At 66.3% G+C, this 18,959-nt stretch carries 16 protein-coding genes and 4 pseudogenes; 3 read left to right on the top strand and 17 right to left on the bottom strand.

Going from position 1 to position 18,959, the window contains the following annotated elements; all coding sequences use genetic code 11:
• Positions 1-141: 141 nt before the first annotated feature.
• From NOF53_RS17230 to NOF53_RS28035, 6 genes and pseudogenes are all read right to left on the bottom strand, one after another.
• Positions 142-363, bottom strand: coding sequence for a hypothetical protein (locus tag NOF53_RS17230; protein ID WP_255970864.1), 222 nt, complete (start codon positions 361-363; stop codon positions 142-144).
• A gap of 255 nt (positions 364-618) precedes the next feature.
• Positions 619-1,395, bottom strand: coding sequence for a VOC family protein (locus NOF53_RS17225; protein WP_255970862.1), 777 nt, complete (start codon positions 1,393-1,395; stop codon positions 619-621).
• Positions 1,396-2,228: 833 nt separating this feature from the next.
• Positions 2,229-3,419 (bottom strand): Fic family protein, encoded by a 1,191-nt coding sequence (locus NOF53_RS27745; protein ID WP_255970860.1) that lies wholly within the window; start codon positions 3,417-3,419, stop codon positions 2,229-2,231.
• A gap of 352 nt (positions 3,420-3,771) precedes the next feature.
• On the bottom strand, positions 3,772-3,948 hold the full coding sequence (locus NOF53_RS17215) for a hypothetical protein (RefSeq protein WP_255970858.1): 177 nt from the start codon (positions 3,946-3,948) through the stop codon (positions 3,772-3,774).
• 14 nt (positions 3,949-3,962) lie between these two features.
• Positions 3,963-4,106, bottom strand: coding sequence for a hypothetical protein (locus NOF53_RS17210; RefSeq protein ID WP_255970856.1), 144 nt, complete (start codon positions 4,104-4,106; stop codon positions 3,963-3,965).
• A 25-nt stretch (positions 4,107-4,131) separates the two neighbouring features.
• Positions 4,132-4,218 (bottom strand): annotated as a pseudogene (locus NOF53_RS28035) (Lsr2 family DNA-binding protein); the annotation flags it as partial.
• A 58-nt stretch (positions 4,219-4,276) separates the two neighbouring features.
• Here NOF53_RS28035 and NOF53_RS27740 point away from each other — a divergent pair.
• The 3 genes from NOF53_RS27740 (at position 4,277) to NOF53_RS17185 (ending at position 5,368) form a co-directional block, all read left to right on the top strand.
• The gene (locus NOF53_RS27740) at positions 4,277-4,714 is read left to right on the top strand and encodes a hypothetical protein (RefSeq protein WP_255970854.1); all 438 of its coding nucleotides are present in this window, start codon (positions 4,277-4,279) and stop codon (positions 4,712-4,714) included.
• A 105-nt stretch (positions 4,715-4,819) separates the two neighbouring features.
• Positions 4,820-5,056 carry a hypothetical protein gene (locus tag NOF53_RS17195; protein WP_305086971.1) on the top strand — a complete coding sequence of 79 codons (237 nt, stop codon included), beginning with the start codon at positions 4,820-4,822 and terminating at the stop codon, positions 5,054-5,056.
• Positions 5,057-5,146: 90 nt separating this feature from the next.
• On the top strand, positions 5,147-5,368 hold the full coding sequence (locus tag NOF53_RS17185; protein ID WP_445263535.1) for a hypothetical protein: 222 nt from the start codon (positions 5,147-5,149) through the stop codon (positions 5,366-5,368).
• Positions 5,369-5,379: 11 nt separating this feature from the next.
• Here NOF53_RS17185 and NOF53_RS17180 read toward each other — a convergent pair.
• The 11 genes and pseudogenes from NOF53_RS17180 to NOF53_RS17130 all read right to left on the bottom strand — a co-directional run.
• Positions 5,380-5,508 (bottom strand): annotated as a pseudogene (locus tag NOF53_RS17180) (Lsr2 family DNA-binding protein); the annotation flags it as partial.
• A gap of 593 nt (positions 5,509-6,101) precedes the next feature.
• Positions 6,102-6,660 (bottom strand): annotated as a pseudogene (locus NOF53_RS17175) (IS256 family transposase); the annotation flags it as partial.
• Positions 6,661-6,715: 55 nt separating this feature from the next.
• A pseudogene (locus NOF53_RS17170) lies at positions 6,716-7,955 on the bottom strand (IS256 family transposase).
• A gap of 377 nt (positions 7,956-8,332) precedes the next feature.
• On the bottom strand, positions 8,333-8,587 hold the full coding sequence (locus NOF53_RS17165) for a hypothetical protein (protein ID WP_255970852.1): 255 nt from the start codon (positions 8,585-8,587) through the stop codon (positions 8,333-8,335).
• Positions 8,584-10,413 carry a CoA-transferase gene (locus tag NOF53_RS17160; RefSeq protein ID WP_255970850.1) on the bottom strand — a complete coding sequence of 610 codons (1,830 nt, stop codon included), beginning with the start codon at positions 10,411-10,413 and terminating at the stop codon, positions 8,584-8,586. The genes NOF53_RS17165 and NOF53_RS17160 overlap by 4 nt, the downstream gene beginning before the upstream one ends.
• Positions 10,414-10,427: 14 nt before the next feature.
• Positions 10,428-11,429 carry a PDR/VanB family oxidoreductase gene (locus tag NOF53_RS17155; RefSeq protein ID WP_255970848.1) on the bottom strand — a complete coding sequence of 334 codons (1,002 nt, stop codon included), beginning with the start codon at positions 11,427-11,429 and terminating at the stop codon, positions 10,428-10,430.
• Between the two features lie 109 nt (positions 11,430-11,538).
• The gene (locus tag NOF53_RS17150) at positions 11,539-13,005 is read right to left on the bottom strand and encodes an aldehyde dehydrogenase family protein (protein WP_255970846.1); all 1,467 of its coding nucleotides are present in this window, start codon (positions 13,003-13,005) and stop codon (positions 11,539-11,541) included.
• A complete protein-coding gene (locus NOF53_RS17145; RefSeq protein ID WP_255970844.1) occupies positions 13,002-14,090 on the bottom strand; it encodes a zinc-binding dehydrogenase in 1,089 nt (362 codons plus the stop codon). Before NOF53_RS17145 ends, NOF53_RS17150 begins: the two co-directional genes overlap by 4 nt.
• Before the next feature lie 58 nt (positions 14,091-14,148).
• The gene (locus tag NOF53_RS27730) at positions 14,149-15,321 is read right to left on the bottom strand and encodes a cytochrome P450 (RefSeq protein ID WP_255970842.1); all 1,173 of its coding nucleotides are present in this window, start codon (positions 15,319-15,321) and stop codon (positions 14,149-14,151) included.
• A gap of 1,343 nt (positions 15,322-16,664) precedes the next feature.
• Entirely contained in the window at positions 16,665-18,053 is a 1,389-nt protein-coding gene (locus tag NOF53_RS17135) for an MFS transporter (protein WP_255970840.1), read from the bottom strand.
• A gap of 52 nt (positions 18,054-18,105) precedes the next feature.
• Positions 18,106-18,897 carry an enoyl-CoA hydratase/isomerase family protein gene (locus NOF53_RS17130; RefSeq protein WP_255970838.1) on the bottom strand — a complete coding sequence of 264 codons (792 nt, stop codon included), beginning with the start codon at positions 18,895-18,897 and terminating at the stop codon, positions 18,106-18,108.
• Between the last annotated feature and the right edge of the window lie 62 nt (positions 18,898-18,959).

Below are 18,959 nucleotides of genomic sequence, written 5' to 3'. Positions count from 1 at the left end.
CGCCGCGACATCGAGACCAAGACCGATCGGATCCAGGCAGCCCTGCGAGGTGAGCAGCTGGGCAGGGCGGCGGTGATCACCGCCGCCTACGCGGCCACCACCCGCTCCGCTGTAGCGGTACCCCCTCATCCCGCAACTTCTTCACCAGGGTCCGCGACTCCCCGCCCGCGGTGCCAGCACCCGGCCCGCCTCCCCAGCCTTGAGGGTGGCCACCTGCTCGAGCAACGACTGCCGCCGCTCGGCCGCCGCCTCCGCGAGGTCCGCGGCACGAGTTCGCACCGGGTCGGCGAACGCCTCATCGAGAAGTAGCTTCGCGATCAGCGCCCACTCCTGTCGCGGCGCATTCCGGGTCACGTACTCCACGAACTCGCCAGCCACCTCCGCGCCGCGGCCCGCCACCTTTCGCGGTCGGCGCCTTGATCACCTTCGTCTGGCGCGTGGGATCGGCGTCCTTGCGGTGAGTGTGGCCGCGCCCCGCTGATGCCCGGAATGCGACGGCCTGTTCGGTGAGTTTCCGCTGCACGAGGACTGGTTCGACATCATTCGGCCGACGGCCCGAGATCACCCTCGGCACCACCTCGCACGCACCCGTCGTGGGCGGGGCAGCCGGACCAGCGTCTACCCCTGTGCACCCGGCAGCGGGGAACCCACCGTGAACTTCGCACCGAACGGATCGGTGACATCCGCGGTCCGCCCGTACACCATGTCCGTCGGATCCTCCGCGGTACCCCCGCCGGCCCGGACCGCGGCAACGGCCGCGTCGGTATCGGCCACCTGGAACAGCGTGCCCCAGGAGGACACCGACGCGGCCGGATCGCCCACGATGCCGCCGATCTCGTGCCCATCCGGTCTGCGCAGAAAGGTGAAGTCCACGCCGGGCAGGTCGTCGTTCCCGTCCAACGTGAAGTCGAAGACCGCCGCGTAGAATTCCCGCGCCGGGCCCGGATTCGGGGTCACCAAGTCGTTGCGCAACAACGTGTTCGGCTCGTTCACGAGTTCGCAGCCGACGTGTGCCCGCCCCTGCCACAGTCCGAACTGCGCACCGGACGGATCCCGCACCATCGCCATCCGACCCTGGTCGGCGATGTCCATCGGCTCCATCAACGGCGCGCCGCCCGCGGCTGCGGACCGAGCGGCCGTCGCATCGAGATCATCCGTCGCCAGATAGACGTTCCACCAGAACTCGGTCGCGTTCTCGTCGGGATTCGGCATCAGCGCGGCGACCCTCTTGCCGCCGAGCAGACACATCGTGTACCTGCCGTACTCCTCGGGACCCACGTCGAACTCCCAACCGAAGACCGACCCGTAGAACGCCATCGCCCGGTCCAGATCCGGGATGCCCAGGTCGATCCAGGTGGGGGTACCGAGTGGTTGATTCGTCGTGACCGCGCTCATCGCTGCTCCTCCGTCTGCCGGGTACCCACTCGACGCTAGCCCGCGGCACCGACATTCGGGCGGCAGAGCCACGAGATTCGCTGTCGCGTTCCGCGAACCCCTCCGCAATCGACAGGACGGAATCCACCGATGCCCGGCATTCACCTCGCCGAAGCGTCCTTCCGGTCACCGGTGAGCGGGTACCGGGCAATGAGTGGTCCGTCCGGCGCGCCTCGAATACGGCCGCTCCGGCAGCGCCGGAACCTCCGCCCGGAGACGTTCCGCCGGTACACACGGTCGTCGTCCTGTGGTTTTGCGCACCATACTCAGGCCGGGGTGACCGCGGACGGCCGGCTGGGCGCACATGAGCCCCGGCCCGCGCCGAACCACAGCAGTGAACCGCGCAAAACACGCCGTACCGGCATCCGGTTCCAGGCGTGGGGACCGGGAGCAATGCGCTCAACCTCGACACCACCGGACGCGTTCGCGCTGCAGTGGTACCAACGACGGGCGTTCAGCGCCTCCGCCTTTCGTGTCCAGGGTCACCCGCGCCGCCCTCGGTGGGGCTTTCCATCGCCGCCACGTCCGTGGCCCGGCAGAGCCGCAGCCGACAGTGGCAGGTTCTGCGCTACCGTGTATTTCGTTGCTACTGCGGAGCTCTCCGTCGGCTCCCGAACCAGCAGCAGCAACGCCTCACGCCCTCGCCCTCGCCGTCGGCGCTGCACCGGCACCGGCACCGACAGCGACAGCCACGAACGATGATCCGGATCAGCCAACACCTCCGCCAGGGCCCTAACCCAGCACCCGTCGCCGCGATGGAGCCGAGGACGCAGAACGGCGGGCCCTGCGGGCGGCTACAGGTGCTCGGTGGTGCGCCTGCCGATCGCGGTGCTCAGCGCGTCGAGTTCGGCGAGCACGGCGGTGGCGGCCCAGATCTGGTTGCGCTTGCTCTCGGACAGCACCTCGAGCACCCCGGCCGCAGTGAGCCGGCCGAGCGCGCGGTACGCGCTGGCATCGGTGGTGCCGGTGATCCGCTGGGCGGTATCGGCGCTGAAGATCGGCGTATCGAGCAGGGCGTCGATGATCTTCTCGTCGGCGGAGTTGCTGCGCGGCCGGGCGATGTCCCGCCAATGACCGGGGAGTTCGGCCAGTGCGCGGGCAGAGTCCTGCGCGGCCTCGCTGGAAACGATCGCCGCGCGGGCGACGTACTCGACGAACCCGTCGGCATCCCCCGAGCGGTAGCGGGTCAGGCGGTCGAAGTAGCGGCGAGTATCGGCGAGCATCACCGACGCCAACGGGACGGTGACCCGGTGGGTCAGGCCGCGGCGCCGCAGGATCGCGCTGATCAGGGCGCGGCCGATGCGCCCGTTGCCATCGGTGAACGGATGGATGGACTCGAACTGGGCGTGCGCGATCGCGGCCTGCGCGAGGATCGGCAGGTCGATGCGGTTCGCGAACTCCAACAGATCCGCCATCAGCTCGTCGACCAGTTCCGGTGGCGGGGGCACGAACAGCGCGTCGATCGGGGTGTAGTCGCTGCCGCCGATCCAGTTCTGCACCTCGCGGACCTGACCGGAATCGCGGGCGGTGTAGTAATCCGGTGCCATCAGCAACCGGTGCGCACCGAGCAGCGTGTCACCGGTGATCGGGCCATCGCCGGCCGCGTCGACCATCGCGATGAGAGCCTTCACGGCGGCGAGCTGGGACTTGGCCTCCTCGCTGGCCTTGCCGCCGGCCAGCGCCTTGCCGAACGCCCGCCAGCCCGCGTCGATGTGCTCGATCTTCGACGAGGCCACCGACTCGCTGCGCAGCAGGAAGTCCGACAGCGGCGCCAGGTGCTCGCCGAAGCCTGCTTCGAGGCGGGCCACAGCGATGACCGCCTCCTCGTGCGCGCGGGCAACAGTCCCGACCAGATCGCAGTCGAGGGAGCCGATCATCGGCGGGATCGAGACGTCGACGGTCTCCAGGGTGCGGTCAGCCCGCGAACCCTGCCGATGACGAGGGTTCCAGTCCCGAGTCTCGGTACGGTGCTCCGGCCAGATCACAGGCCCTCCCCCTGGTTCGGTGCAAACGTAGACAACCTAGATATTAACGTACTTTGTGGGCATTAAACGTAGTCAACGACGTGGTTGGTGTACAAACGGAAGCAGGACACCCTCTCCAGATCGGCTCCTGATTTTCGTCCATACCCCGCAGACCACTGCCGGATTTCGGTGACGCAGTCACCTTCGAACCCAACCCGCACCGTGCCCGCGCATCACCACAGGGCGCGATGTTACTGCGGCCCAAACGCGTTCGGAGGATACGCCGATGACGTCCAGTGCACCCGCCACACCGGCGTCCGAAGCCGCGAGGGTGACGATGTTCGCCGGATTGCCGTTATAGGCCCCCACTCTCCTACATTCCCCGCTCGGCCGCGCTGATCATGTTGTCGACGGCGATCTCGGTCAGATCGCCGTCCTCGAGCTCCTGCAACGGGGTTCGGCCGTCGAGGATGTCCGAGGGGGTGCGCCACCAGGACGTGACCCCCCACGGATCCTCGGCAGCGCCCAACCTGCTGTTCGCGTACGCCACGATCGGCCGCACCGTCAGTGCGGCGCAGCATCCTGGTCACGGGGAGGGACTTGGCGTTCGAGCAACTCAGCAAGCTCCTCGATGGTGACCTCCACGGTGCCGAACAGGGGATCACCCGAGACGGCATACCGCGGCAACAGGGCGAGTCGGTCGGTCACGCTCAATAGCGGACCCTCACCCGTTTCAACTGAGCGGGAGCGGCAACTTCGCCGCAGCGTCATGGAATGCTCGCACAATCGCGGCCGAAATCCGACCGCGGAAGGACACTTTACGGCCCTCCCTGATTGCCCACTCGCGAATCTCCTTGGTCGTCGTCTTCGCCGGAGCGGTGCCAGCCGCTCCCGTCACCGGAGCCTTCTTCACGGCCGTCGCATCCGCAGCCGACTCCGCAGCCGCCGCCTTCGCGACCGACTTCGCCGGAGCCTTCCTCGCGACCTTCTTCCTCACGGCCGTCGTCTCCGCGGCCGTCGCATCCGCAGCCGACGCCACAGCCGCCGTCTTCGCCCCTGCCGTCGTCGCGCCCGACGTCTTCGCGCCCGACGTCTTCCTCGCGACCTTCTTCTTCACGGCCGTCGTCTCCGCGGCCGTCGCATCCGCAGCCGACTCCGCAGCCGCCGCCGACGCCACAGCCGCCGTCTTCGCCCCTGCCGTCGTCGCGCCCGACGTCTTCACGACCGACTTCTTCACGACCGACGTCTTCGCCGGAGCCTTCCCCGCGACTGCCTTCTTCGCAGGCGCCTTCTTCGCCGGCACCGCTTGTGCCTGAACCTCCTTTGCCTGAGCGTCATGGAAGGCTCGCTCGATCTCGGCCGAAATCCGACCGCGGGGCGACACTTCACGGCCCTCTCCGATCGCCCACTCACGGATCTCCTTGGTCGTCGTCTTCGCCGGAGCCTTGCTGACCGCCGCCGCGCTCTTCGCCGGCGCCTTCGTCGCGACTATCCTCTCCGCGACCGTCGTCTTCGGCGCTGTTGTCTTCGCCGGAGCCTTCTTCGCAGCCACCTTCTTCGCCGCCGATGCCTTCCTGGCGACTGCCTTCTCCGCGACCGACTTCTTCGCGGCCGACGATTTCGCGGCTACCTTCCTCGCCGGCACCGTTTCTGCCTGAGCGTCATGGAAGGCTCGCTCGATCTCGGCCGAAATCCGACCGCGAGGCGACACTTCACGGCCCTCTCCGATCGCCCACTCACGGATCTCCTTGGTCGTCGCCTTCGCCGGAGCCTTGCTGACCGCCGCCGCGCTCTTCGCCGGCGCCTTCGTCGCGACTATCTTCTCCGCGACCGTCGTCCTCGGCGCTGTTGTCTTCGCCGGAGCCTTCTTCACAGCCACCTTCTTCGCCGCCGGAGCCTTCTTAGCGACCGACTTCTTCGCGGCCGACGATTTCGCGGCTACCTTCCTCGCTGGCGCCGTTTCTGCCTGAGCGTCATGGAAAGCTTGCTCGATCTCGGCCGAAATCCGACCGCGGGGCGACACTTCACGGCCCTCTCCGATCGCCCACTCACGGATCTCCTTGGTCGTCCTCTTCGCCGAACCTTCGGAATTCCTCGGTGATACCGCCATCGTGCTCTCCTTCTACATCGGCAATCGTCGACCGCACACAGTAACGGCAGGTCCGTCTCGGTAATGAGGAAGCTCACCCGAACTGACAATTTCAATGCCTAAGACATTGTCCATGTGGGCAGACCAACACGACCCACTTTGGAGCTCACACTCACATCGCTCATGCAGGACGAGCGTGGCGCGCCATGGCAGGGGCTAATCTCCAACGCAATCCCGAAATAGCCTCGGCAGCTGCGGATTTAGTGTGGCGGCTTTGACGCTTTCAGTGTTCAGGGCGACGAGCAGGCGTGCGCCTTACGGCCCACCATCCACTCACCGACGACTGTGCCGCAAATTCCGGCGGTGCAGCGTCTCCCGGACTTCCGGTCGCAGCGGTACCGAACCCTACGGCGCAGGCCCGCGCCGGCCACATCCCCAACAGCCGGGAGAACACCGTCATGACCGTGCCACCGCATGTGGAGTGTGCTCACTCGCAGTCGGCGTCATCGTCGTCCCCACAGGGCCGCGGTACGCGGCGATCGCCTACCTCGACGCCGACGCCCCCAATCTGGGGACTATCAGATATTCGGTGGATCTGACTCTGGCACATCGGTTTAGTTCTCACTTGGGGTGATCCGGTCTTCGAACGTGATCGCGAATGCGTTCAGTGCCGGCTTCCACCTCATTGCCCATCGTGCTCTGCCCTTCCCAGTCGGGTCCAGGGCCCGGGTCGCGAGATACCGACACTTGAGAGCCGATTGGTCCGTCGGGAAGTGCCCGCGTGCCCGGATCGCCCGCCGGTACCCGGCATTGAGGCTCTCGATGGCATTCGTCGAGCAGATGACCCGCCTGATCTCGACGTCATAGTCGAGGAAGGGAATGAATTCCGTCCAGGCGTTCTGCCATAGCCGGATGATCGCCGGATACCGCGAGCCCCACTTGCCGGTGAACTCGTCGAACTGCTTCCGCGCCGCAGCTTCGTTTGCAGCGGTATAGATCGGTCGCAGATCCCGTGACATCTCGTCCCTGTATCTGCGGGACGCGTACCGAAAGGTGTTGCGTATCAGATGAATAACACATGTCTGGACAATCGTTCGATCCCACACCGCGGTGATCGCGTCCGGCAGGCCGTTGCAGTCCGTCACACACCACAATGCACACATCGGCGACACCGGTCAAGTCCCGTGAGGTGGTATACGACGTCGTCGTGTGATTCCTCGGCTGGTGGTTATGCGGTCAGGGCCGCCGGTGTCACCTCCTCTGCGGGTTCGGATGGTGTGTGGGTTCCGCGGGAGCGGGCCAGCACGTCGAGACCGAGGTAGCGGCGGGCTTCGATCCATTCGTCGTGCTGTTCGGCGAGGACTGCGCCGACGAGCCGAATGAGGGCGGTGCGGTCGGGGAAGATCCCGACGACATCGGTCCGCCGGCGGATTTCCTTGTTCAGTCTCTCCTGGGGATTGTTGGACCAGATCTGACGCCAGATCTGCTTCGGGAAGGCCGTGAAGGCGAGGAGGTCGGCCCGCGCGGCGTCGAGATGATCGGCGACCCTCGGCAGCTTCTCCGACAAGGCGTCGATCACCCGATCGTATTGAGCATGAACAGAATCGGCGTCGGGCTGGTCGTAAACAGAGTGCAGAAGGGCACGCACCCAGGGACACGAATTCTTCGGCGTCTGGGACATGAGATTCGTCGAATAATGCGTCCGGCACCTCTGCCAGGCGGCCCCGGGCAAGGTGGCGCCGATCGCCGACACGAGGCCGGCATGTGCGTCGGAGGTCACCAACCGCACCCCGGACAAACCGCGAGCGACCAGCGATCGGAAGAAGGCCAGCCAGCCGGCACCGTCCTCGCTGGAGGTTACGTCCAGGCCCAGGATCTCGCGGTAGCCCTCGGCGTTGACGCCGAGGACCACGAGGGCGTGCACGTTGACCACCCGCCCGTTCTCCCGGACCTTCAAGACGAGGGCGTCGGCGGCGACGAACGTGTACGGCCCGGCGTCCAAGGGTCGGCTGCGGAACGCCTCGACCTGGGCGTCGAGGTCCTTGGCCATGACGGAGACCTGCGACTTCGACAGTGAGGTGATGCCGAGGGAGTCGACGAGTTTCTCCATCCGGCGGGTGGAGACTCCGAGCAGGTAGCAGGTGGCCACCACCGAGGTCAGGGCACGTTCGGCACGTTTGCGGCGCTGCAGCAACCACTCTGGGAAATACGAACCCTGACGCAGCTTGGGGATGGCGACGTCGAGAGTGCCGGCGCGGGTGTCGAAGTCGCGGTGCCGGTACCCGTTGCGGCTGTTGGTGCGGCCCTGAAGAGCGTTCGCCGTAACCGGCGCCGCACAGGGTGTCGGCCTCGGCGCCCATGAGCGCGTCGATGAACGTGGCCAACAAACTCCGCAGCAGGTCAGGGCTGGCGTCAGTGAGGCGATCGGTCAAGAACTGGTGCAGGTCGATATCGTGGGCAGTGGTCATCGCGTGCTCTTTCGCCGAGTCGAGTTGGTAGCTCTCTCGAAGAATCACGCGATGACCGCCTACTTTCCGGCTACGACACGCCGGTGACGTCCTGATCCGGCTCGTACACCATCGTCATGGACGCAACCCTCACCGCCCTGTGCTTGCACAACAGAACCCCCACGACCACCCACCACGATCGCTGCGATTCCGCCGGCCACCGGAGAACACACACGACTGGGTCCGCGCCATCCGCAACGCCCGCACACCCCACCGATACCGCACCCTCTGGACACACATCCCACCAGAGCTCACCCAGCCCTGACACCCAATCAACGACAGCACATGACCGGCTGGAGCCTTCGAGTCCAGTAATTGTGTGTATCCGTGGGGAACCGTCACTTCCCCAACCGGGGGTGGCGTCGCGGATATTCAGCCAACCCCAGAGTTTCCGGATTCACGCGGGCACCCCGGTCCTTCATGACGCGATCGGCGAACCAGTCCCCCTCGCGCGTGTGGAGGATCTGGTGGAGCCGGCTCTGGTACCTGTCGACGGACATACCGAAAGTCACGAAGACCTCCCCCGGAGGCGCACCGCCGAACGGCGCCCAGTTCGCGGCGAACTGGACGAGTTGCCTGTCCTCAGCGTTCATTTCGCAGGTTCCGAGAGGGTTCGGTGTGGCCGTCGCCCGAGTAAATTGCCGTCCGGGTCGATGGCCCTTAGGTAGTCGAGTTCCTCGGGGGTCGGTGCAGCCAACGGACGAACGTCTTCGGCGAGCTGGACGTCCCACCCGGTTGCGTTCCGGATGCGCGCGAGCGCGTCGTCGGGTCCCGCCGCCATGTCGGTAAACCAGGCCGCGAGAACGTAAACATCGTCCTGTTTCTCGAGGTGCCCGATGTCCGTGGCGATGACGGCGAGCTTCGCGCCGTGGTAGCTCACGAACTCCGCAGCGTCTACGAACTTTCGCCGGTCGGCGGCCACGACGGCGATCGTCGGGACGCGTGATGCGATATCGGTGCTGCCCCCGCCACCGACCAGAAAGTCGCCGGACGGGGTGCGGTTGCTGTTCGCGTTGCCTCTGCTGTCGAGGACGCCGGCCGAGAGCACGGCGATCGTCGTGTCGACCGTCGACGGCAGCAGCATGCCAAGCACCTCGAGAGTGCTGCTGAGATGGCGGGCGGTGGGCAGGTTGCGGGTGTTGGAGAGCGTGGCGTCATGGGGTCTGGGCACGTAGCCGAGAACCCCACTCTCGAAGACGAGGTCCACGACGCGCTCGCTCTCGAGCAGGGTTGCCCTTCCGAGTGCCGCGGCGAGGTGTGACAGTCCCGCTCCGGCGACCACCGTCCGAACACCGGACGCCTGGGTCATCTGCCCCATCGCGCGGGCGCCTGAGACCGCCAGGCGCTCTCCGAGGGTCACCGACCCGGCCCTAGTGGACTCTGGTTCGGGGTCGAGTTCGTCGATCCTCCAGGACTCGTCCAAGTCCATCGCGAGGAGGTGCTCGATCCGCTCACGGCCCAGCCCGCTCAGGTACGCCCCGCGTGCGGGTTCGTCGATCCAGCGGCGACTGAACACCTCCGCGTCCTCCCTCGTCCGCAGACGCCCCAGTTCGGTGAGGAACTGATAGTCCTCCCCGTAGCCCGCGACCCCCTCCACCCGGACCGGGACCGGTGACGCCGCCGGGTGCGCGCCGAACGGTATGTGGGCGACACCGAGCACGCGGGCCGCGGGTACCCGCACGTGCCCGGCCCACCGGCGCAGGTCCGGCGGGGACACGATGTGGTCGGCGGTGAGGATCACGCCCCTGCGAGAGGCATAGACGGTGTGGACGTCCTCCGCGAACGGCGGGAACAGGATGCCGTTGCCCTCCCAGTCGGCGACCGGGCAGTGGATCAGCGACACGTCCGGGCGCAACGCCGGCATGACCGAGCATTCCGTGCCGTCGAACGGATCCACGATTGGGGTCGTACCGCCGCCCCACGCGCCGGCCGGCAGGTCCGTTCCGTCCATCGTCCCTGCCGGCACGAACGGCCACCCGAGCGCGCCGGCGAGTACCCGCTGGATCAGTGCCAGGATGGACCACTCCTCGACGACCAGCGATCCATCCTTCATCGCCTGGGCAAGAATTGGGTTGGGGCGCACCGCCGGATAGGTGGTCGCGGCGAACGAGGTGATGAGCTTGTCCACGCCGCCCGAGGCGACTAGCAGCCCGACCTCCGCGCGCAGCGACGCGGAGATAACCGTCAGCCCGCGGAGGCGGCCGGAGCGGGCCTGCCGGATCACCTCGAACAGTGCGGCATAGGCGCGCGTGGAGAGCCACGGGAAGTGGATCGAGGCACCCGAGACGACCTCGTCTGCGATCAACTGATCGAGCGGGCGTACCCGCGAGTGGGCAGGGGCGGTGGCGGCGTCGTCGTAGCGGAAGCCCGCGGACGCGCGCACAGGGTTGCCGATGTCGGGAAAGATGATGGGTTGCAACAGAACTCCTAGTTCTACAAGTCGAGGACCAGTCGCGGGGACTGTGACCGCCCGACGCAGATCATCATTCGGTCGCCCACCTCGCGTTCGGTCTCCGAAAGCAACAGATCACGGTGCTCCGGGCTGCCTTCGAGGACGCGCACCTCGCAGGCGCCGCAGTATCCCTCCTCGCAGTCGGACAGGAAGTCCGGGACGGCCTCGCGCACGACGTCGATCAGGGTCCGGTGTGTGGGCACGTCCAGCACCGCGCCGGTGCGGCGCAGCTCCACCTCGAATTCGGTGTTCCCGGTGTTCGCCGGTGTCGAATGGCCGTTCTGGACATCGCTGGTGGGCGCGCCGAACCGTTCGACATGCAGAGCCTCGGCGGTCCCGGTCGCGGCGGCACAGCCCTTGGCGGCACGGATCATTCCCTCGGGCCCGCAGCAGTAGACGGCTGAGCCCGGGGATAGGTCCTGGAAGACGCGGTCGAGATCCAGCATCCCCCGCACGTCTTGTGGAACGACGTCGACGTTTTCCCCGCCGAGCGTCGCCAGCTCGGTCAGGAAGGCCATCGACGCAGTGCTCCGGCCGCCGTAGACCAGTCGCCACGGCAGTCCACGGCCGCTGACCTCCCGCGTCATCGCGAGGATCGGCGTGATCCCGATTCCACCCGCGACGAAGAGGTACGAGGGTGCTTCGATGAGTGGGAAATGGTTGCGCGGCCCCCTGATTGATATACGTCGTCCCACCCATGCGGTGTCGTGGAGCTCGACGGACCCACCGCGGCCGGCGTCGTCGCGCAGCACCGCGATGGTGTATGTCGAGCGGTCCCCGATGTCACCACACAGCGAGTATTGACGGACCTTCCCCGAGGGAAGCACCAGGTCCAGATGCGCGCCGGGAGTCCAGGCTGGGAGCAACGCGCCGTTCGGGTCGATCAAGCGGAGCGAGGCGATACCGTCGGCCTCCCAGGTGACCTGCTGCACGAGCAGCTCGAGTACACCCTGCGGGTTCCTGTCCAGGTCACCGTTGGTCATGCATATTCACCCATTCGAGAAGTTGAGATTGTTCTTCGGCTCTGATTGGCCGGTTCGCGGCGGAGTCGAGGACCCGATGTCCCTCGACTCCGCCGCGGTCGCCAGGTTGCTACATGGGAATCTGGCGGTCGGTGATTTGCTGGGTCGAGGTGAACTCGAGCAGTCCCTCCATACCCATCTCGCGTCCGTACCCGCTCTCCTTCATCCCACCGAAAGGGGCGCCCGGGTCGAACGCGGCAATGCCGTGCTTGTTGATGAAGGTCGCGCCCGCGTCGATCTGATCGGCCATTGCCCAGGCTCGGCTCGGATCCGAGGTCCAGATACTCGACGTCAGGCCGAACGGTGTCGCGTTCACGAGCGAGATCGCTTCGGCGTCGGTGCGGAACCCGATGATCGGCAGTGCGGGCCCGAACTGCTCCTCGGTGACGATGCGCTCGCGCGCACCGACTCCGGTGACCAGTGTGGGCAGGTGAAAGTATCCGCCGTCCCATGTCGTCTTGTCACGGGCGCGCCCGAACGTAGTCACTTGTGCACCAGATGCTTCGGCCTCGGCGAGGAGAGAGGTGAACCTCTTGAATTGCCGCTCGTTGGCCAGCGGACCCATCGTGACTCCGGGATCGAGCCCGTCGCCGACGACCGCCGCCTGCAGGGCGTCACCGAGCTTCGCGGTCACCTCGTCGAGGACGGTGTGATGGACGTACAGCCGCTTGACCGCGAAGCAGACCTGTCCCGACGTCATCGTGAAGGCGGCCGCCAGCTTGCGGATCAGGTCGTCATCGACCTTCACGTCGTCGAGCAGTACGGCGGGATCGTTGCCGCCCAGTTCGAACACACCTCTGCGCAACCGTGATCCGAGGGCCTGGGCGACCGCTCGACCGGCCTCGAGTCCGCCGGTGAACGCGATCATGTCGACATCGCGATGCGCGCTCAGGGCCGCACCGACGCGCTCGCCGGTCCCCGTGACGACGTTGACCACACCCGTGGGCAACGCCGAACCGATCGCCTCGATGGCCTTGAGCACACCCAGCGAGGCGTACGGGGACGGCACAGCGACAACGGTGTTGCCCGCCAGCAGTGCGGGACCGAGTTTGACCCCGAGCAGTGCGATCGGCCAGTTCCAGGGGACGATCGCCCCGACGACGCCAACCGGCCGTCGCCGGATCTCGAGCCGGCCGGTGTCGTCGCACCGGCGGTCGTTGAGGGCCCGGTCGAGTCCATCGGGGTCATTGAGATAGTGCGACCACGCCCAGGGCGGGGACTGGAAGTCCATCACCGACTCCGCGAGGATCTTGCCCATCTCCCGGGTCAGCGCCTCCGGCCCGGACGGGTCGATGGCGGTCAGCCGCGTCCCGGCATCGGCAATCAACGCGGCGCGCTCCGCGAGCGGGCGATGCGACCAGTCGGACTGCGCGCGCTTCGCGGCGGCGACCGCGAGGTCGATGTCCGCGGGCCCGCCGTCGGGTATCGACCCGACGGTCTCGCTCGTGCGGGCGGGGTTGATGACGTCGATCCGCCCGCCCGAGGACGCCTGACGCCAGCTACCGTCGACGTACATGTCCATGTCCAGTGCACTCATAGCAGCACCACACCCTTGGTGATTTCGTTCGCGGCGAGCTGGTCGAGGGCCTTGGGAACTTGGTCCAGTGAGTAGGTGGCATCGATTACCGAGTCCAACGGAAGCCGACCGTCCATGTAGAGGTCCACGAAGGCGGGAATGTCCCGTTGCGGAAGGATTGATCCCGCATAGGTTCCGGTTAGTCGTTTTTGCATCAAGAACCCGAAGAGGTCGAACGTGGCCGTGACCGTCGCATCCATCACGCCGATCGCCACTGCCAGTCCACCGGGACGGACTGCCTGCAGCGCGGTCTCCAACGTGCCCGGGGCTCCCACCGCGTCGAACCCATAGTCGGCGCCCCTACCGCCGGTGAGGTCACGGATCGCATCCACCGCGTCCGATCCGGATGCCGTAATCGTGTGCGATGCCAGGCCCAGATCCTTGGCACGGTCGAGCTTGCGGGCGGCGATGTCGACCGCAATCACGGACGTGGCTCCCATCGCCCGAGCCCCCATCATTGCCGCGAGTCCGACACCACCGGCGCCGATCACAACAACACTGCTTCCCGGTCTGACCTCCGCGCGGACGATGGCTGCCCCCAAACCCGTCGACCAGGCACACCCGAGCCCAGCGAGCTTGTCGAGCGGCGCGTCTTGTCGAATCTTTACCGTCGCCGATGCCGGCACGACCGCGTACTCGGAGAAGGAACCCTGGCAGAAGAGGGTATGGACGTCCGCTTCCCCGGATTGAAGCCTCGTGGTGCCGTCAAGCATTGTTCCTGAAAAGCCGACCGCGCGTTCGCAGAGTGCGTACTCTCCGCGCAGGCACTGGAAGCACGCGTGGCAGGAGGTGATGATCGAGCAGATCACGTGATCGCCGATGGCGAGGCCGTCCACCCCCGGACCGAGCTCGTCGATAACACCAGCGCCTTCGTGTCCGAGGACGATCGGGCGCGGCGAGGGCAGATGTCCGGCTAACACCGAGACATCGGTGTGGCAAATTCCGGAACTCACCAGGCGGACCCTCACCTCACCTGCCCGCGGTCTTGGGTCCGGTAGCTCTTCGATGCCGATCTGACCGACTTCGCGGCTGACTGCAGCTCTCATGTGTATCTCCTGCACGTGGTGTGTTGGGTGAGAAGCGCCTTGATCCCGCTGTGGGTGTTCATGGTTCGGGCGTAAAGACGATTGGCAACGAGCGAATGACTCGCGTCTGCCCCTCCGAGATCCGCACCGCGCCCGGATCGGCCAATCGGTAGTCCGGGATCCTGCGGAGGACCTCGTCGACCATGATCGCGAGCTCGAGCCGGGCGAGGGGCGCTCCCGGGCAGCGGTGGACGCCCGCACCGAACGCGAGGTGTCGGTTGGGCTTTCTATCCAGGACGATCGTGGCCGGTTCTTCGAAGGCGGCGGCGTCGTGGTTAGCCGACAGCCACGACATCCACACCCGCTCGCCTTCCGGGATCACCGTCCCCGCCACCTCGACCGCGCAGGTGGTCGTGCGGGCGAAGCCTGGGACCGGTGTGACATAGCGCAGGAATTCTTCGATCGCGGTGGTCAAAATCTCGGGCCTGGCCTGCAGCTGCGACCGCAGATCGGGGTGACGGTCGACCAAGGTGAAGATGTGGTTTGCCGCAGCGGCCGTTGTCTCGCCGCCGGCCCCGGTCAGCGAGAGGTAGATGTCGAGGGTTTCCTCCGAAGTGACCGGACGGTCGTCGATGGTCGATGCGAGCAGGTGGCTGGCGAGGTCCCGTGTCGGGTTCTCTCTGCGGGCCGCGATCAGCCGAACGTAGTAGTCACGAATCTCCATCTGGAGCGCCGCTCCCGCCTCCGGCGAGGTGACGGATACCAACGCTAATGACCAGTCGCTGAAACGGGATACGTCCTCGTCGGGAATTCCGAGCAACCAGGTGATCACCCTCGAGGTCAGCGGGAAGATCAGGTCCCGCGCCAGATCCGCCTCGCCCGCCGCGGCGAACCGGTCGATCAGCTGCACTGCGTGCTTGCGGATCTCACCCTCGAGTTCGGCGATCCTGCGCGCGCTGAATACGACGTTGAGGAGCGAGCGGTACTTCGAGTGCTCCGGTGGGTCGGACTCCATGGGAATGAAGGGCCTCGGCGCACCGACCGATGGCAATGTGATGGTCGGGAGGGACGAGAACCGCGTCGTGTCGCGAGTTGCCGCCTCGACGTCCTGGTAGCGGGTCAATGCCCAGAAGCCGCCGTGGTTTTCGCTGTGCTGGACTGGGCATTTGGCCCGCATCGCGCTGTGGATCTCCTCAGGATCATTGAGAGTGGCGACATGTCGATTGTCGTAATGGCTGTTGCTGATGTCCACTGCTCCCCCAGATTGGGATGGGCCAGAAGCCGTTGAATGTGTTGTGCCCCACATCGGGCGATGCCTAGACACTAAGACCTTCCGATCGGAAGGTCAATGGCGGATTTCGTGAATCCCCTCGAATGAAACCGGCTACCCAGACGCGGGCAACAGAACTGTCGCTCGGCCGTCCCTACCGCCCGCGCCCCCAGCCACCGAAGCGGAACGATCGGTTTCTCTGCCGGCGCCGCCCGGCCCCGCTTCGGGCACGATGGCGGTGCCAGAGTGTTCGGCGAACCGCGACGCTCGCCAACGAATCCCCCGAGCAATCCGTCTGCCTGCGCCCGCGCGCGGGCATGGTGCACCATCTCGAGAGGCAGGGCGCGGGAGTGCAGTGGAAGCCAATGACGTCCGTGTTCCACCCGCGGCCACCTGCGCCCGGCTTTCGCCGATCCCGTTCCTGCGAGATGCGGACACGCAAATCGCCCGGCCCTCACCGTTGAGGCGAGGTGAACAACGATCGGCGGGGCCCGGTGGCCGGCGATACCGAACACATTCCCCGCAGGCATGGCGGACACGCCGTGCCGGTTCTCGACGCGCACGTAGTCAAGTCGGGCAGCGTGAGGGATTCGGAACGCGCAATGGATCAGGAAAGAGTGGCGACGAATACCCGCCGCGAGTGCGCGCTAGATCGCGCACGCAAATACCACCTGGTCGGAGCCTCGGATCATGGTTAATCTGGAATGCCCTATCGTAGAGCGATATTGTCGCCGAGGTCGCCCTGCGCCCCCGCCCAGCGGCGGCAATGCAGCCGAACCCGTGCCGTCACGCACCCTGTGGCCGACCTGACCACCGCTCGGTCGTGGCGTTTCCCGCGTTCGGACACTGGAACCACCGCGGTGCGCTGTGCCGCGAACATCCCGAGCTCGAGGGCGTGCCGTCCTGCCACGACAGTCCTGATGAGGGCGGATCAACGGCACTGCGCGGAGTCCGGATGGGGCGATGCCGCCGTCCGGACGCAGATACCGCCGCGGGATTCGCATCACGGTGGCGGCCTCGCCTGCCCGAAAGCCGGTAACGTGACCCGGTCTTCGGCTACCGGGCGCTGCAGACCACCGCGAGCGCTCACCCATCGGGCCGTCGAGGTGAGACCGAGCCCCCGCTTCTCCCGTGGACCCAATGCATGCCCAACCGCGCTACGGTATCGAGGGAAGACCTCGTCCCCGGACCGGCGACCTCGACCACCACATGCGCGTCCGCATCGGCCGGTAGGCGTAACGACGACGGCAACGCCGGTCGAAGTAGCTGCGACCCGATCACCGTCGTCGTGACGATTCCGCCCACGTAACACCGGTCGCGTTCGTTCAGTGAGAGAGTTCGGCTTCTCCGGCGTCGGCCGCGATGTCCTCGAGGGACCTGTTGGTGGTCTGTTCGCCGAACAGCATCAGCCCGAGCCCGAGCACCACACCGACGACCGCGAGGTAGACGAACACCGCGCCGAAGTCGAAGGCGCTGTATACCGCCGCCACGATGAATGGACCACCGATCCCAGCGATACGACCGACACCGTTGACGACACCGTTGCCGATCCCTCGTAGGTGCGTCGGAAACACCTCGGGGGCATAGGTGTACACCGCGGTGAGTAGCGCGTGGATCAGCATCGAGATGGCGAACCCCACCACGAGCATGACCGATCGATTTCCGGTGGCGGCGAAGACGAACAGCAGAACCGCCAGCAAGACGGTCAGGACGAACACGTAGTTCTTCCGATCCCATCGGTCGATGAGCAGCGAGGAGGTCAGCGCTCCCGCCACCGAGGCGACTCCCAGGACGCTCACGAAAGTCAACGCCTCCGCCTGGGTGTACCCTCGCCCGGTCAGCAGCGACGGCAACCATGGCGACCACCCGTAGGCGAGCAGGACGAAGCATGCCATCGCCGCGGACGCGACCACCGTGCGCCTGACGTACCTCCTGGAAAATAGCTCGCGCGCCGATCCTGTGCGGATGAGCCGCTCCGGGCGCGGGGGCGGAAGGGGCGCTCCCGTCGCCGCGACCGCCTCCGCCTCGAGTGTGGCCACCAGGGTCTCGGCCAGATCGGGTCGGCCCCGGGCAACTTGCCACCGGGGTGACTCGGGAAGACGCCGGTACCCTGTCACGATCCCGAGGATGCCGAGCGATCCGAACACATACATCCACCGCCAGGCCTCGTCGCCGAGCGGAACGATGATCCTCGAGGCCACCGCCGTCACTGGCACGGCCACCGCGCCCACCGCTGCGATGATCGCGAGGTAGCGCCCGCGGATGTGTGCCGGCAACAGCTCACTCGCATACACCATCACTGCACCGACCAGCGCCTGCAAGCCCAGTCCGGTCAGCCCACGCAGAACGACCACGACTTCATAGGTCGGAGCGAACGCGGTTGCAAGACAACAGACCGAGTACAACACGGTGGAGCCGAGGATGATTCGTCGCCTCCCGAATCGGTCGGCGAGCTGCCCGCCGACGATCGCGCCGATGAACATCCCGACGAATGGCGCGGCGGAACCGAGTGCGATGTCGTTCACGCTCAGCCCCCACTGTTCGCGCATCGCCGGCACTGTGTTTCCGAACACGACGATGTCGACGGCATCGAACAGGTAGAAGAACCCGACGAGGATCATCATCATTCGAAGGGTGCTCGTCGCGACCGGAATTCGGTCGAGCCGGGCACCGAGCCCCGATGTGTTCGGTGCCTGTGAAGCATCAACAGTCATGACGGAGTCCGTTTCTGCGAGGTGCTAGGGTTGCGGTGCGGGGATTGGAAGGTCAGCGCCACGGCGAGTAATCGGCGGGACGCTTCTGCAGGAACGCATCGCGGCCCTCATCGACAGATTCGGCCGGCACACCCATGGCGATCATGTCGAGGCCGTTGACCATGGTGTCGTAGGAGTAGTTCCACCACACGTTGCTGCCGGCTTTGGCGATCTGAAGTGCCTGGGGATGCAGCGCAAGCAGCCGCTCAGCCCACTCACGGGTGGTCGACAACAGGTCGGCATCGTCGACGACCGCGTTGACCCAGCCCCACTCGAATGCCTGTTGGGCCGAGACCTTTTCGCTGAAGAAGACGATCTGTTTGGCCCGCTTCTCACCGATCTGCAACGGAAGGACGTTCGTTCCACCGAGGACTGGGCAGGCCCCGATCATCGTGCCTGCCTGACCCAGTCGAGCGCTACGTGCGGCAATTGCGAGGTCGGCCGCGATGACCAATTCGTTGCCGCCGCCGACTGCGATCCCGTTGACCATCGCGATCACCGGCTTGCGGCACGACCGAATCGACGTCATGGCCCGGATTGCGTAGACACCGGTGTCGACCAGGCCCTTTTTCGTGAACTCCCGCACGTCCCCGCCGGCCGAGAAGGCCCGGCCGTTGCCGGTCATCACCACGACGCCGACTTCCGGGTTGACCGAGAGTTCGTCCAATATATCGGCGAGTCGATGGAACTGACTGGGGCCAAAGGCGTTCAGCGTCTCGGGCCGGTTGAAGGTGATCCAGGCGATCCTGTCCTCGATCGAGAGAAGGATGTCCTCCTCCGATCCGTGGTATCCGTTCACTGACATTGCGATTCCTTTCCGATCAGGGTGTGGTTTGTCGCACCACAGGGCGCGGGCGTAAACCGGGG

It is taken from the genome of Rhodococcus tibetensis (assembly GCF_024438035.1).
GTDB lineage: Bacteria > Actinomycetota > Actinomycetes > Mycobacteriales > Mycobacteriaceae > Rhodococcus_F > Rhodococcus_F tibetensis.
This window is presented reverse-complemented; position numbering and strand designations above follow the sequence as displayed.

Excerpts from the sequence above, each read along its gene's own strand:
- NOF53_RS17165 (WP_255970852.1), bottom strand. The coding sequence starts at position 8,587 with ATGAACGCTGAGGACAGGCAACTCGTCCAGTTCGCCGCGAACTGGGCG.
- NOF53_RS17225 (WP_255970862.1), bottom strand. The coding sequence starts at position 1,395 with ATGAGCGCGGTCACGACGAATCAACCACTCGGTACCCCCACCTGGATC.
- NOF53_RS17130 (WP_255970838.1), bottom strand. The coding sequence starts at position 18,897 with ATGTCAGTGAACGGATACCACGGATCGGAGGAGGACATCCTTCTCTCG.
- NOF53_RS17155 (WP_255970848.1), bottom strand. The coding sequence starts at position 11,429 with ATGACCAACGGTGACCTGGACAGGAACCCGCAGGGTGTACTCGAGCTG.
- NOF53_RS17135 (WP_255970840.1), bottom strand. The coding sequence starts at position 18,053 with ATGACTGTTGATGCTTCACAGGCACCGAACACATCGGGGCTCGGTGCC.
- NOF53_RS17145 (WP_255970844.1), bottom strand. The coding sequence starts at position 14,090 with ATGAGAGCTGCAGTCAGCCGCGAAGTCGGTCAGATCGGCATCGAAGAG.
- NOF53_RS17150 (WP_255970846.1), bottom strand. The coding sequence starts at position 13,005 with ATGAGTGCACTGGACATGGACATGTACGTCGACGGTAGCTGGCGTCAG.